At 42.2% G+C, this 13149-nt stretch carries 13 protein-coding genes; 12 read left to right on the forward strand and 1 reads right to left on the reverse strand.

All coding sequences use genetic code 11. From position 1 onward, the window contains the following. Positions 1–168: 168 nt before the first annotated feature. From K5Q22_RS01390 to K5Q22_RS01410, 5 genes are all read left to right on the forward strand, one after another. Positions 169–858 (forward strand): gamma-glutamyl-gamma-aminobutyrate hydrolase family protein, encoded by a 690-nt coding sequence (locus K5Q22_RS01390; RefSeq protein ID WP_024406611.1) that lies wholly within the window; start codon positions 169–171, stop codon positions 856–858. Positions 859–1009: 151 nt separating this feature from the next. After that, the gene (locus tag K5Q22_RS01395; RefSeq protein WP_024384525.1) at positions 1010–1861 is read left to right on the forward strand and encodes a MetQ/NlpA family ABC transporter substrate-binding protein; all 852 of its coding nucleotides are present in this window, start codon (positions 1010–1012) and stop codon (positions 1859–1861) included. A 156-nt stretch (positions 1862–2017) separates the two neighbouring features. Beyond that, a complete protein-coding gene (locus tag K5Q22_RS01400; protein WP_205013339.1) occupies positions 2018–3385 on the forward strand; it encodes a M20/M25/M40 family metallo-hydrolase in 1368 nt (455 codons plus the stop codon). After that, complete coding sequence (locus K5Q22_RS01405; protein ID WP_205013338.1) at positions 3378–4442, forward strand: methionine ABC transporter ATP-binding protein; 1065 nt, start codon at positions 3378–3380, stop codon at positions 4440–4442. Before K5Q22_RS01400 ends, K5Q22_RS01405 begins: the two co-directional genes overlap by 8 nt. Beyond that, a complete protein-coding gene (locus tag K5Q22_RS01410; RefSeq protein WP_105116425.1) occupies positions 4443–5135 on the forward strand; it encodes a methionine ABC transporter permease in 693 nt (230 codons plus the stop codon). Positions 5136–5169: 34 nt separating this feature from the next. Here the strand turns inward: K5Q22_RS01410 and K5Q22_RS01415 are convergent, their stop codons facing one another. Next, positions 5170–6123, reverse strand: a complete 954-nt coding sequence (locus K5Q22_RS01415) for an IS30-like element ISSpn8 family transposase (RefSeq protein WP_114866097.1) — start codon at positions 6121–6123, stop codon at positions 5170–5172. Positions 6124–6665: 542 nt separating this feature from the next. Between K5Q22_RS01415 and K5Q22_RS01420 the strand changes: the two genes are divergently transcribed. The 7 genes from K5Q22_RS01420 (at position 6666) to K5Q22_RS01450 (ending at position 13125) form a co-directional block, all read left to right on the forward strand. Further along, on the forward strand, positions 6666–7577 hold the full coding sequence (locus K5Q22_RS01420) for a hypothetical protein (RefSeq protein WP_205013337.1): 912 nt from the start codon (positions 6666–6668) through the stop codon (positions 7575–7577). 18 nt (positions 7578–7595) lie between these two features. Then, positions 7596–8225, forward strand: a complete 630-nt coding sequence (locus K5Q22_RS01425) for a hypothetical protein (RefSeq protein ID WP_205013336.1) — start codon at positions 7596–7598, stop codon at positions 8223–8225. A 195-nt stretch (positions 8226–8420) separates the two neighbouring features. Further along, positions 8421–9125 carry a B3/4 domain-containing protein gene (locus tag K5Q22_RS01430; protein ID WP_205013335.1) on the forward strand — a complete coding sequence of 235 codons (705 nt, stop codon included), beginning with the start codon at positions 8421–8423 and terminating at the stop codon, positions 9123–9125. A gap of 266 nt (positions 9126–9391) precedes the next feature. Next, positions 9392–9871, forward strand: a complete 480-nt coding sequence (locus tag K5Q22_RS01435; protein ID WP_205013334.1) for a DUF1398 domain-containing protein — start codon at positions 9392–9394, stop codon at positions 9869–9871. 33 nt (positions 9872–9904) lie between these two features. Beyond that, the gene (gene glyQ, locus K5Q22_RS01440) at positions 9905–10822 is read left to right on the forward strand and encodes a glycine--tRNA ligase subunit alpha (RefSeq protein WP_024399607.1); all 918 of its coding nucleotides are present in this window, start codon (positions 9905–9907) and stop codon (positions 10820–10822) included. Then, a complete protein-coding gene (gene glyS / locus K5Q22_RS01445) occupies positions 10822–12858 on the forward strand; it encodes a glycine--tRNA ligase subunit beta (protein ID WP_205013333.1) in 2037 nt (678 codons plus the stop codon). Before glyQ ends, glyS begins: the two co-directional genes overlap by 1 nt. Before the next feature lie 9 nt (positions 12859–12867). Next, a complete protein-coding gene (locus K5Q22_RS01450) occupies positions 12868–13125 on the forward strand; it encodes a DUF896 family protein (RefSeq protein WP_002942632.1) in 258 nt (85 codons plus the stop codon). Positions 13126–13149 lie beyond the last annotated feature (24 nt).

A 13149-nucleotide genomic window follows, 5' to 3' on the forward strand; every position in this document is an offset into this window, starting at 1 on the left:
GCCTGGTATAGATTTTATCTATGGAAGGGTAACAGGCAAGCTCATGCTTGTGGGCAATAGTTTATTGGTCGGTCTGATAGTTATTTTTTATCAGCCCATAAAACTTCTATATTAGACAGGGCTAGGTAGCCATGCTACAATGGAAAAAATGAAAGAAAGGGGCTTTTTATGGGAAAAGTTATCATTGGAATTTCAGGAAACGAGCAAGAATTTCCAACTAAATCTGGTAGAACTTATGTAACTGTTGCGAGTGAATTGGCAGATGGTGTTCGTCAGGCTGGTGGTATACCGATGGTTATTCCTATGGGAACCCCTGACTTAGCCAAGGACTATATCAACATGATTGATAAGTTGATTTTATCAGGCGGTCAGCATGTAGACCCAAGTCTATACGGTCAAGAGCGTTTGATTGATAGTAATGATTACCTCTTGGAACGGGATGAATTTGAACTGGCTTTGATTGAGGAAGCCCTTCGTCAGGGAAAACCAATTTTTGCAGTCTGCCGAGGGATGCAGTTGCTGAATGTTGCTCTAGGCGGAAGCTTGGAGCAAGAGGTGGCTCATCATTGGCAAGATGGTATTGCGGGGACCTCCCATCGTTTACAAGTGAAACCTAAAAGCCGAATCGGTCAACTGTTTGCCCAGGGGAGCCCTATTAATTCCTTCCATCAGCAACGAATCAAAGAATTGGCTCCAGGACTGGTGGCGACAGGTTTGGATCCTAGGGATGGTACGATAGAAGCTTATGAAAGTAGGGGGAACCAAGCTTTGTTTGGTATCCAATGGCATCCAGAATTTTTGTACAATGATTGTAAGCAACATCGAGACCTGTTTCAGTATTTAGTAGATATATTTTAAGAGGGGTATCCCTCTTTTTATTATCAATGCTTATAATTGCAAGGGTATTTGTTATAACGAAAAGTTATAACTTTCTATAAAAAAAGTCAATTAGTCAGAAAGAAAATTCTGTGTTAAGATAGATACAGTTCTAATTTAAGGAGATCATTTTATGAAATTAAAAAAATTGTTTAGTTTGGCAACAGCTGCTTTATCAGTAGGTGTACTTGCTGCATGTGGTAACTCTTCTTCAAGTTCAGATTCATCTGCAACAACTGTTCGAGTAGGTGTGATGAGCTTGAGTGAGTCGGAAGAAGCTCGTTGGAATAAAGTTCAAGAAATTCTCGGGGACGAAGTGAAGTTGGAATTCACTCAATTTACAGACTATTCACAACCAAACAAGGCAGTAGCTGAAAATGAGGTAGACATCAACGCATTCCAGCACTATAACTTCTTGAATAACTGGAATGAAGAAAATGGTGAAGACTTGGTTGCTATTGCGGATACTTATATCGCACCAATCCGTCTTTACTCAGGTACAGCTGATGGAAAAAATAAGTACACTAAAGTGGAAGAAATTCCAGATGGTGCAGAAATTGCGGTTCCAAACGACCCAACAAACGAAAGTCGTGCTCTTTACCTTCTTCAAGCAGCTGGTTTGATCAAGGTTGGTGTATCTGGTACAGAATTGGCAACGATTGCTGACATTACTGAAAACAAGAAAAACTTGAAAATTACTGAGTTGGATGCAAGCCAAACAGCAAGCTCACTTAGCTCAGTTGATGCAGCAGTTGTAAATAACACATTTGTGTTGGAAGCTGGTTTGGATTACAAAAATGCCCTTTACAAAGAGCAAAAAGATGAAAATTCAAAACAGTGGTACAACTTGATTGCAGCTCGTAGCGATTGGGAAAAATCAGAGCAAGCAGCAGCGATTAAGAAAATTATCGAAGCCTACCACACGGATGAAGTGAAAAAAGTTATTGAAGAGACTTCAGACGGTATGGATGAACCAGTTTGGTAAAATGTAAATAGGTCGAGGACTGGACAGAATTGTTCAGCCCTCTATCTGTTTTTATAGAGATAAGAAAAAATCTCTTAACCAAAGTCAGATATGTGGGAGAATATTTGATTTTGGTTAGTAGATTTGATTGATTTTCATTGAGTATGAGGAGAAAGTATGGCAGATAGTAAAGTTCAAGCATTTGAAAATGATGCGATTATTCAAACTTATTTTGAAAAGTTGAAGGTCTTGATTTCAAAGAAATCTATTTTTGCTCAGCAGATTGGTTTGTTGGATGTGGCGACTTACTTGAAAGATATGTTTGAAGAAGCTGGTGCAGAGGTTGTTTTGGATGATAGTTATGCAGCACCCTTTGTCATGGCTACGTTTAAGGCTTCGGTGCCAGATGCGAAAACATTGATTTTCTACAATCATTATGATACAGTACCTGCAGATGCCGATCAGGTCTGGGAGAAGGGTAACCCCTTTGAATTGACCATTTCCGATGGCTATATCTATGGTCGGGGGGTAGATGATGATAAGGGCCATATCACAGCTCGTCTGTCGGCCTTGAAAAAATATCAGTCTAGACAGAATGGCCATTTACCAGTCAATGTGATTTTTATTATGGAAGGGGCAGAAGAGTCAGCTTCTGTCGACTTGGACAAATACCTTTCAAAATATAAAGAACATTTGATCGGTGCTGATTTACTTGTCTGGGAGCAGGGGCATCGCAATAGTCTACATCAGCTAGAGATTGCTGGGGGAAATAAGGGAATTGTGACCTTTGATCTTCAGGTCAAATCAGCTGACTTGGACATTCATTCTTCCTATGGTGGTGTCATTGATTCGGCAAGCTGGTATTTATTATCAGCACTTCAATCCATGCGGGCTGCAGATGGACGAATCCTGGTAGATGGTATTTACGAGCAAGTGCAAGAGCCAAATGAGCGTGAATTGGCCTTGGTGGAAGAATTTGCACTGGCGACCAGTCAGTCTATGAAAGACATTTATGGCTTGACTCTTCCAACCTTGGTAGAAGACCGTCGTGAGTTTCTGAAGCGTTTGTATTTTGAGCCATCTATTACCATTGAAGGCTTGTCAACTGGCTATCTTGGTCAAGGTGTCAAGACCATCATACCAGCTCAGGCTTCTGCAAAAATGGAAGTTCGTCTGGTGCCTGGTTTGGAGCCACACGATGTTTTGGACAAGATTCGCCAGCATTTGGACAAGCACGGATTTGACAAAGTTGAGGTTATCTTCACTTTGGGGGAAATGAGCTACCGAAGTGACATGTCCCACCCTGCCATTGTCAATGTGATTGAGTTGGCTAAAAAGTTGACGCCAGAAGGAGTTGCTGTCTTGCCGACGTCACCGGGGACAGGACCCATGCACACAGTCTTTCATGCTCTAGGTGTGCCGATTGCAGGATTTGGATTAGGAAATGCCAACAGTCGTGACCATGCCGGTGATGAAAATGTCAGCATCGCTGACTACTATAGCCATGTTGAATTAGTAGAGGAGTTAATTGCAAGTTATGAGTAAGGAAATGATTAAGCTAGATAATATTGATGTAACCTTCCAGCAGAAAAAACGGACCATCGAAGCGGTAAAGGATGTGACCCTCCATATCAATCAAGGGGATATTTACGGTATCGTAGGTTATTCTGGAGCAGGGAAATCTACCCTTGTCCGTGTCATCAATCTGTTGCAGGTGCCGACAGCGGGTAAAATTACTATCGATGAGGATGTGATTTACGAGGGAGAAAAGGTCACACTTACCCCAGCTCAATTGCGGAGCAAACGCCGTGAAATCGGCATGATTTTCCAGCATTTCAATCTGATGGCTCAAATGACGGCAGAAGAAAACATAGCCTTTGCCCTTAAGCATTCGGGGTTAAGCAAGGAAGAGAAGAAAGAAAAAGTTGCTAAGTTGTTGGACTTGGTTGGGCTTTCTGACCGTGCTGAAAACTATCCAGCTCAGCTGTCTGGTGGTCAAAAACAACGTGTTGCCATTGCCCGTGCCTTGGCCAATGACCCTAAAATCTTGATTTCTGATGAGTCTACTTCTGCCTTGGATCCGAAAACGACTAAGCAGATTTTGGCACTTTTGCAGGAATTGAATGAAAAATTGGGCTTGACCATTGTTATGATTACCCACGAGATGCAGATTGTAAAAGATATTTGTAACCGTGTGGCTGTTATGCAGGATGGTCACTTGATTGAAGAGGGTTCAGTTTTAGAAATCTTCTCTCATCCAAAAGAAGAATTGACACAGGATTTCATCAAAACGGCAACAGGAATTGATGAGGCCTTGGTGAAAATTTACCAGCAGGATATTGTTCAGAATTTGCCTGAAAACAGTATTTTGGTGCAACTCAAGTATGCTGGTTCCAATACGGATACGGCCATTGTCAATGATTTGTATAAATTCTATCAAGTATCTGCCAATATTTTGTATGGCAATATTGAAATTTTGGACCATACGCCAGTTGGTGAGATGGTAGTGATCTTATCAGGTGAACCTGGTCAGTTGCACCGTGCGATTGAGGCAGTGACGGAGGCGCGCGTGGAAGTGACGATTTTGAAAGGAGCAAATTAGATGTTAGAATGGATTCAAACGAATTTTCCAGATATTTATAAATTGGGCTGGGATGGTCAGACAGGTTGGTTAACACATTTTAATTTGACCCTCTATATGACCTTTGTTTCCTTTGCTTTTGGTGGCTTGATGGGCTTGGTTTCAGGTTTGTTCTTGGTCTTGACTGGTCCTCGCGGTGTCATTGAAAATAGGACGGTTTACTGGATTTTGGATAAGGTAGCTTCTATCTTCCGTGCCATTCCTTTCATTATTTTGTTGGCGGCCATTGCTCCTTTGACAAAAATTATTGTTGGGAAAACGATTGGTACGGAGGCAGCCTTGGTGCCGCTCGCCCTTTCAGTCTTTCCCTTCTTTGCCCGTCAGGTTGAAGTGGTCTTGTCAGAATTGGACCGTGGTGTCATTGAGGCGGCTCAGGCTTCAGGAGCGACGTTCTGGGATATTGTCCTTGTCTATCTGCGTGAGGGTCTGCCTGACTTGATTCGTGTGACGACCTTTGCCCTGGTTTCCTTGGTCGGCTATACTGCCATGGCAGGAGCTATCGGAGCAGGTGGTTTGGGACAGGTTGCGCTATCATATGGTTACCTACGGTATAATAATGATGTGACCTTTTTAGCAACTCTTTTGATTTTGGTTATCATCTTCGTAATCCAGTTTATTGGAGATTTCTTGACGAGAAAGATTAGTCATAGATAAGTAATGTTTTGAGAGCCCAAATTTCAAGTTGAAGTTAGCCACCCAAAAGAAATTCACTTGGCGACTTGTAGTCCAAGCATTTTTTAGGGTAGTTGTTAATCCAATTTTCGATAAAAGCGACTTCTTTCGGAGTCGTTTTCTTGGTTCCCTTAGGTAACCATCTCCGAATTAATCGATTATGATTTTCATTTGAACCTCTCTCCCATGAAGAGTAAGCATGTGCGTAGTAGATATGTTCCTCAGGAAATACCTCAGACAATCGTTTGAACTCCGAACCATTATCTGCAGTAATGGACAGAATACGATGCTCCCCTAATAGTAACGTAAGCGCTTGATTGACAGATTCAGCAGTTTTATTTGGAATTAACCTTATAATTTGGTGTCTGCTCCGCCGGTCGGTTAAGACTAACAGGCAATAATTTTTTATCTTAGTTAGTAGGACGGTATCAATTTCATAATGACCATTTTCCAAGCGAAGATTAATAACGTCAGGACGTTCTTCGATAGATTTACCTGCCGGCTTAAAGTTCGGACTAGCTTGCTTCTTGACACCTTTCCTTTTTCTGGGATAAAGCATGTCGGCTTTCGTCAATCCTAAATGACCATTATGAAACCAGTAGTAGATGGTTGAAATACCAACTTTCACTTGCTTCTTCTTAACCATCATTTCAGGCGAAAATTTTTGCTTATGATAGTGTAAGATCTTCTCTCTGATTTCCTTTGTTAGAATTAACTTTTTCACCGACCGTTTTCGATTGGATTGGTAAACAGTTTGTGCGTAATCGGCAGAATAGACCTTTTTGTATAGCCCTTTTCTCACTTGTTGTAAAGTTGTACCTCTTTTGACTTCATTATGAATCGTTTGAGGCGCCTTTCCTAATAAGCCTGCAATTTCACGATTGGACTTATTTTCATTCTTCCACCGCTCAATCAAGCGACGGTTATCTATTGTCAAATGTTTCCCTTTTGGGGTATAATGTTCTTGCATCTCTGTGCCTTTCCTTGTGTTTGTGGTGAACAACAAGTATAGCACAGAGGTGTTTTCTTATACCTTAAATCACATTTCATTTGACAACAGGAACCCTTGAACCTGTTTTTTCAGCTAAACCAAGGCTATGATTAGCCTTGGCCACCTAGCCTAACAGCTTCAAACCTGTTATCAAATGAAATCATCAACTTACTCAAACATAGTGAAACATCTAATTCTTGACTAAGGTAAGGTGGCTAACTTCATTATAGAACTTTCAAATGTTTTGAGAGGACAAATTGGTCCTCTTTTTTGATGCAAAATACTTGACAAATTTCTTGTTATACTAGTATAACAAGGCTTGACTTTACAGCCAAGCCTTTCTAAAAAGCCAAAAATAGCGAGAATATATGTGTTCGAAATGCGGCAATCATCAGGCTATTAGAATTGGTGATAGTCACTTATATTGCTATTTTTAAATAGCATATAGATCAGAGAATATTTATTGATGTAGATATTACACTCATAAATGGATTGAAAAGAGATGGATTTTGGAGGTAAAAATGGCAACGTTTCTAGATCAAGAAGATTTGCAACTAATCGAACAATTTAAGGCAGAGAATTTGCAAAAGAAAAATAGGATTATTGAAGAGTATCGTTATTACGATATTCCCGACGGTTACAAGAGTGAAGCGGCTAAAGATGCCCCAACTTACGAGCATTACCTAATGAATAAAATAGTATTCTCGCCGGAAGATGAGAAAGCCGTTGGTGAATTAGGCGAGAACGCAGGAACTCTTGAAAGGGTTCGGCATCTGACTAGCCAAGTGATGACCTCTGAGGAATGGTACCGTTCTGTTTACGGAATAGGTTTCTTTGAAAAATTCAATGTGAATGAATTGAAGTGGTATCTTTATGATGCAGCAATTTTGATGAGTAGATGGGAATCAACTCTGCATTGGGAAAATGAGGTGCTTATTGCCTGGTCTAACAGGGAAAAAAAGGGGAATTGGATGTGGTGGATTCTTGGTTTGACCCTCTTCTTCGCTATTGGTGAATTGGTTTTCGGTAATGATAGGGCTGGCTATCTTCAAAGGAGTTTGACATTCTTTTTCTTGTCAGCTATTATCGGTATTTTTGCAAATAGAATGCGTCAGAAGAAGCAAGAAGATAGTGCAGTGATTAAACAAAGGCTTGAGGAAGTAAAAGAGTGTAAAAGTTGGCACTATCATAAAGCTCAGGAACATCCATTGATTATGCAACAGGGGCAACATAGTTCTTCATTCTTTTTTGAAACAATGCTTGGTTATGTCAATGAGGGGCGTGTCAATACCTTACAGGAAGCTCTAAATCTGTATCATCAAGAAAGTCAATATGACCAACTGTTGCGCCAACAAGCAGCCACACTACAGCGAGCAGAACAAATTCAACAGATGACTACATTTAATACCATTTACAATGTATTAAAAAAATAGAAATGGAGGTAAGGGGATATGGTATTCCGTAAAACAGCAAACGAATATGCTAAGAAAAATATAGGTGAACTTCAGCCCTATAAAGAAGGAACCTACATTGATTTGAACAATAATGTCTATTATTACGATGGCTTAGAGTATATAAAAATTGGATATGATAATCCTAATTTAGATACCTGGGTCAGTCTTGTTCCGCAAATAGGAGTGGGGGTTATCTTGGCGAATTTGTTTGCACCAAAAAGTCGTAAGGAGGATAGTTTTGATATTTGGACCTGGCTAATTGGTCTCTTTCTTGCACTTGTCTTTTTATGGTGGTATCGTTTGGTTGCTTTTGCTGGATACAAGTTGCTGACACTATTTATTCGACCAATTTTAGAATTTACAGAGAGAGCAAAGTGGCTTCGTTTATGTTTACCATTCCTTTGGTTTGTTGAGGAGCCCGACAAAGATTTAGTAGATGTTGCTACAGGGTCAACAATGCTAATTCCCTACATTATTTTGAGTATTCCTGTAGTGGCTTTGGCAAATTATGACGTTCCGGAATTAAAACCAGTTGGGATTGTTTTAATTTTGTGTGCGCTCCTTTCGGCATTTTATATGTTCTTAAACGTTCGCATCAATAAAGATAATTTTGTGGATAAATTTTAACTGTATGATGGGTAACCTCAGGATAGATTTCCTAATTTTGAGATAATATTTGACATTCTTATAGTGATTCTTTATAATGAAAACAACCAAATATTTACTGCCACCGGGTAGTCATGCATCAGCATTTTATGAACATCGTTAGGTCTTTGAAGATGTTCATAGGGTGCTGATTTTGTATAAAAAAGGAGTAAGAATATGTCACAATTTGTTGTTGATTCATCTTTTTGGAATCTATTTCCAGACGCAAAAATTGGAGTTCTATTATTGAAAGATTATAAAACGCCATCAGAATCACCAGAAGATTTAGTGAAATTACTGGAAGAAAGCAACGGAATTGCCCAGAAATTTCTCACAAAAGATACTTTTAGTGAAAATGAAGTCATTCAAACGTATCGCCAAGCTTATCAAAAATTCAAAACAAAAAAAGGTGCACGTTCTAGTATTGAAGCACTTTTGAAGCGTTCTGCTAGTGACCGTCCAGTTTCGACAATCTCACCCTTAGTGGATATTTATAATGCAGCAAGTTTGCGTTTCGGTCTTCCATGTGGTGCAGAAGATATAGATACATTTGTAGGCAATCTCCAACTAACGATCACTGAGGGTGGAGATGAATTCTATCTCATTGGTGATGAAAACAATAATCCAACTCTACCAGGTGAAGTTTGCTATAAGGATGATAAAGGCGCCGTTTGTCGCTGTTTCAATTGGCGCGATGGTGAGCGAACCATGATTACGGATGAGACAAAGAATGCTTTCTTGGTCATGGAGTTGGTCAATTCTGATAGAGTAGAAGATTTGGAAAATGCCCTTGATTTTATCAGTAAACACGCAGAAAAATTCTTGGGAGTAGTACCAGAAAAATATCTACTAGATCGCGATACGCCTGCAATAGCCTTGTAGGATTTGTCAGCGGGATTGTGTTCGGATAAATAGTGGTCTTTCTAGACAAATGCTGATTTTTCTGCTACAATACTAAGCATGAAAGAAGGTTGTTTCAAAAGCCTGTCTAGCGAGCTTGGGAGAGTGAAAGCCAAGCCAGTCTTGAAATAATTGGCGCTTTCCCAGTCGTGACCATGTCCGACTCAATCAGAATCATACAAATGAAGTAATAAATTAGGGTGGAACCGCGTTCTCAACGCCCCTATGTCTGTTGACAGGGGAAGAGAATGTGGTTCTTTTTGTCTGCCGACCGAGTATTTCTTGTTTTTCATCTCAAGGTGAAAGACAGCTACTATAAAGAAAGGAGACCAATGTTCACCTTAGAAAATATCAATCGAGGTCATGAACAGTTTACTGGGCCTGATTTTCCTAAACTGATTGCCTATTTCAAGAATTTGGGCATGGTGGAAAATACGGTGGATATACAGTCTGGCCAGGTTGTCTATCGTTCGAAGGCGGGCCAAACTCTGGAAAAGCAGGGCTATCAGGTAACGATACCTGTTGCTGATCAAGTCAACCTGGACCAGTTTGTGACCATTTTACGCAATCACCAGGCAGGACAAACAGATTTCCCTACCTTCTGCCAAGAAACAGCAGAAGCAGGCATTTACAAGTGGGTCATCGACCTAGAAGCCATGACCTGTTCCTATCTGGACCAGGCGGAACAAGCTGTTTTTGTGGAAACCATACCGAGTGTGGAGAACTAGCAATTTTGAAATATAATAGAAAGAAGGAAATATATGTCTAAAAAACTCACCTTTCAAGAAATTATTTTGACCTTACAACAATTTTGGAATGAGCAGGGCTGCTTGCTCATGCAGGCTTATGATACGGAAAAGGGTGCGGGTACCATGAGCCCCTACACATTCTTGCGTGCGATCGGTCCTGAGCCTTGGAATGCGGCTTATGTTGAGCCTTCACGTCGTCCTGCTGACGGTCGCTACGGGGAAAACCCAAACCGTTTGTATCAGCACCACCAATTCCAAGTGGTCATGAAACCATCGCCATCTAATATTCAAGAACTTTACTTGGAGTCTTTGGAGCGTTTGGGCATCAATCCTTTGGAGCACGACATTCGTTTCGTTGAGGACAACTGGGAAAACCCGTCAACAGGTTCTGCTGGTCTTGGCTGGGAAGTCTGGTTGGACGGTATGGAAATTACGCAGTTTACCTACTTCCAACAGGTTGGTGGTTTGGCAACAGGTCCAGTTACAGCCGAAGTAACCTATGGTTTGGAGCGTTTGGCTTCCTACATCCAAGAAGTTGACTCCGTTTACGATATCGAGTGGGCAGACGGCGTTAAATACGGTGAAATTTTCATTCAGCCAGAATATGAGCATTCAAAATATTCCTTTGAAGTATCAGACCAGGATATGCTCCTTGAAAACTTCAATAAGTTTGAAAAAGAAGCAGAGCGGGCTTTGGAAGAGGGCTTGGTTCACCCAGCCTTTGACTATGTGCTCAAATGTTCTCATACCTTTAACCTGTTGGATGCCCGCGGAGCTGTATCTGTAACTGAACGTGCAGGTTACATTGCCCGTATCCGTAACCTTGCCCGTGTCGTTGCCAAAACCTTTGTGGCAGAGCGGAAGAAACTCGGCTTCCCACTTTTAGACGAAGCAACACGAGCAGAATTGTTGAAGGAGGACGCAGAATAATGACAAAGAATTTACTTGTTGAACTTGGCTTGGAAGAAATTCCTGCCTACATCGTAACCCCAGCCATGCACCAGTTGCGTGACCGCATGGCGACTTTTTTGACAGACAACCGTTTGGCTTTTGACAGCATCGATGTCTTTTCAACGCCACGCCGTTTGGCTGTTCGTGTGCGTGGTTTGGCGGACCAGCAGACAGACTTGACCGAAGATTTCAAGGGACCTGCTAAGAAGATTGCCTTGGACGCAGACGGAAACTTCACCAAGGCTGCAGAAGGATTTGTCCGTGGCAAAGGCTTGACGACAGTGGACATCGAATTCCGCGAGATTAAGGGTGAAGAGTATGTCTACGTGACAAAACACGAAGCTGGTCAGCCAGCTAAGGCAGTCTTGGCGGGCATTCCAGAGGTCTTGAAAGCTATGACCTTCCCTGTCAGCATGAACTGGGCCTCCAACAAATTCGCCTACATCCGCCCTGTCCACACCTTGACCGTTCTCTTGGATGACGAGGCATTGGATATGGACTTCTTGGACATTTCGTCCGCTCGCATCAGCCGTGGTCATCGTTTCCTTGGAAATGAAACTGAGATTGCAAGTGCAGATTCTTACGAGGCGGACTTGCGAGCACAGTTTGTCATTACAGACCCCGCAGAGCGTCAAAATATGATTGTTGAGCAAATCAAGGCTATCGAGGACAAACACAATGTGACCGTTGAGATTGATGAGGACCTACTCAATGAAGTTCTCAACTTGGTCGAGTACCCAACTGCCTTTATGGGCTCCTTTGACACCAAGTACCTGGAAGTACCAGAAGAGGTTTTGGTGACTTCTATGAAAAATCACCAACGTTACTTCGTGGTGCGTGATAAGGCTGGCAAACTCTTGCCAAACTTCATCTCCGTCCGCAATGGTAATGACCAGTACATTGATAATGTCATCAAAGGAAATGAAAAAGTTTTGGTGGCTCGTCTGGAAGATGGTGAGTTCTTCTGGCGTGAAGACCAAAAACTCAAGATTGCTGACTTGGTAGAACGCCTCAAAGTCGTGACCTTCCATGAGAAAATCGGCTCACTTTACGAGCACATGGAACGCACCAAAGTTATCGCAGAAAAACTGGCTGACTTGGCAGGTTTGTCTGCGGATGAAAAATCGGATGTGGCACGTGCGGCGGACATCTACAAGTTTGACCTCTTGACAGGTATGGTCGGCGAGTTTGACGAATTACAAGGGATCATGGGTGAGAAGTATGCCCTGCTTGCAGGGGAAAAACCTGCGGTGGCAACGGCAATCCGTGAACATTACTTGCCAAACTCAGCAGAAGGCGAATTGCCTGAAAGCAAGGTCGGTGCGGTCTTGGCACTGGCTGACAAGTTTGATACCCTTCTCTCCTTCTTCTCAGTAGGTCTTATTCCTTCTGGCTCAAACGACCCATACGCTCTTCGTCGTGCGACACAGGGTATCGTGCGGATTTTGGAAGCCTTTGGCTGGGAAATTCCATTGGATCAGTTGATTGCGGAGCTCTACAGCTTGAACTTTGCCAGCTTGACCTATGACAACCAGCCAGCTGTGATGGACTTTATCCGTGCCCGTGTGGAGAAGATGATGGATAAGGCGATTCCGAAAGACATCCGTGAGGCTGTACTTGCCAGCTCAACCTTTGTGGTCAGACTACAACTGGCAGCCAGCTCTGCTATTTTCCAAAAATCAAAAGAGGCTGACTACAAGGAAGCCGTGGAAAACTTGTCACGTGTCTTCAACTTGGCTGAAAAGGCGGAGGCAACTGCGGTTGACGAGGCTCTCTTCGAAAACGACCAGGAAAAAGCCCTTGCTGTGGCAGTATCTAGCTTGGAGTTGACAGAAGACATGGCGGGCAATTTGGACAAACTCTTTGCTTTGAGTCCAGTCATCGCGGCCTTCTTCGACAATACCATGGTCATGGCAGACGACGCAGCGGTTAAAGCCAACCGTTTGGCTCTCTTGAAAGCCTTGGCGGATAAGGCAAGTGCAGTGGCCGTCTTCAATCTCTTGAATAGTAAGTAGGAGGTAGACATGGAACAAGCAAAAATCGATCGGATCAATGAATTGGCTAAAAAGAAAAAAGCTGGTACCTTGACACCAGAGGAAAAAGTTGAACAGGCTCAGCTCAGGGAAGAATATATTGAGGGGTATCGTCGAGCAATCCGTCATCATATTGAGGGGATTAAACTGGTTGATGAAGACGGTAACGATGTGACGCCAGAGAAACTCCGTCAAGTCCAACGTGAAAAGGGCTTGCATGGCCGTAGTTTGGATGATCCAAATTCCTAAGAATAAATGATAATAAACAAGGAA

It is taken from the genome of Streptococcus sp. 2018162, assembly GCF_019754175.1.
Taxonomy (GTDB): domain Bacteria; phylum Bacillota; class Bacilli; order Lactobacillales; family Streptococcaceae; genus Streptococcus; species Streptococcus hashimotonensis.

What these genes read in the sequence shown, in the direction of transcription:
- K5Q22_RS01450 (WP_002942632.1), top strand. Translation starts at nt 12,868, where the DNA reads ATGGAACAAGCAAAAATCGATCGGATCAATGAATTGGCTAAAAAGAAA.
- K5Q22_RS01435 (WP_205013334.1), top strand. Translation starts at nt 9,392, where the DNA reads ATGTGGTTCTTTTTGTCTGCCGACCGAGTATTTCTTGTTTTTCATCTC.
- glyS (WP_205013333.1), top strand. Translation starts at nt 10,822, where the DNA reads ATGACAAAGAATTTACTTGTTGAACTTGGCTTGGAAGAAATTCCTGCC.
- K5Q22_RS01405 (WP_205013338.1), top strand. Translation starts at nt 3,378, where the DNA reads ATGAGTAAGGAAATGATTAAGCTAGATAATATTGATGTAACCTTCCAG.
- K5Q22_RS01430 (WP_205013335.1), top strand. Translation starts at nt 8,421, where the DNA reads ATGTCACAATTTGTTGTTGATTCATCTTTTTGGAATCTATTTCCAGAC.
- glyQ (WP_024399607.1), top strand. Translation starts at nt 9,905, where the DNA reads ATGTCTAAAAAACTCACCTTTCAAGAAATTATTTTGACCTTACAACAA.
- K5Q22_RS01415 (WP_114866097.1), bottom strand. Translation starts at nt 6,123, where the DNA reads ATGCAAGAACATTATACCCCAAAAGGGAAACATTTGACAATAGATAAC.
- K5Q22_RS01425 (WP_205013336.1), top strand. Translation starts at nt 7,596, where the DNA reads ATGGTATTCCGTAAAACAGCAAACGAATATGCTAAGAAAAATATAGGT.
- K5Q22_RS01410 (WP_105116425.1), top strand. Translation starts at nt 4,443, where the DNA reads ATGTTAGAATGGATTCAAACGAATTTTCCAGATATTTATAAATTGGGC.
- K5Q22_RS01400 (WP_205013339.1), top strand. Translation starts at nt 2,018, where the DNA reads ATGGCAGATAGTAAAGTTCAAGCATTTGAAAATGATGCGATTATTCAA.
- K5Q22_RS01420 (WP_205013337.1), top strand. Translation starts at nt 6,666, where the DNA reads ATGGCAACGTTTCTAGATCAAGAAGATTTGCAACTAATCGAACAATTT.
- K5Q22_RS01390 (WP_024406611.1), top strand. Translation starts at nt 169, where the DNA reads ATGGGAAAAGTTATCATTGGAATTTCAGGAAACGAGCAAGAATTTCCA.
- K5Q22_RS01395 (WP_024384525.1), top strand. Translation starts at nt 1,010, where the DNA reads ATGAAATTAAAAAAATTGTTTAGTTTGGCAACAGCTGCTTTATCAGTA.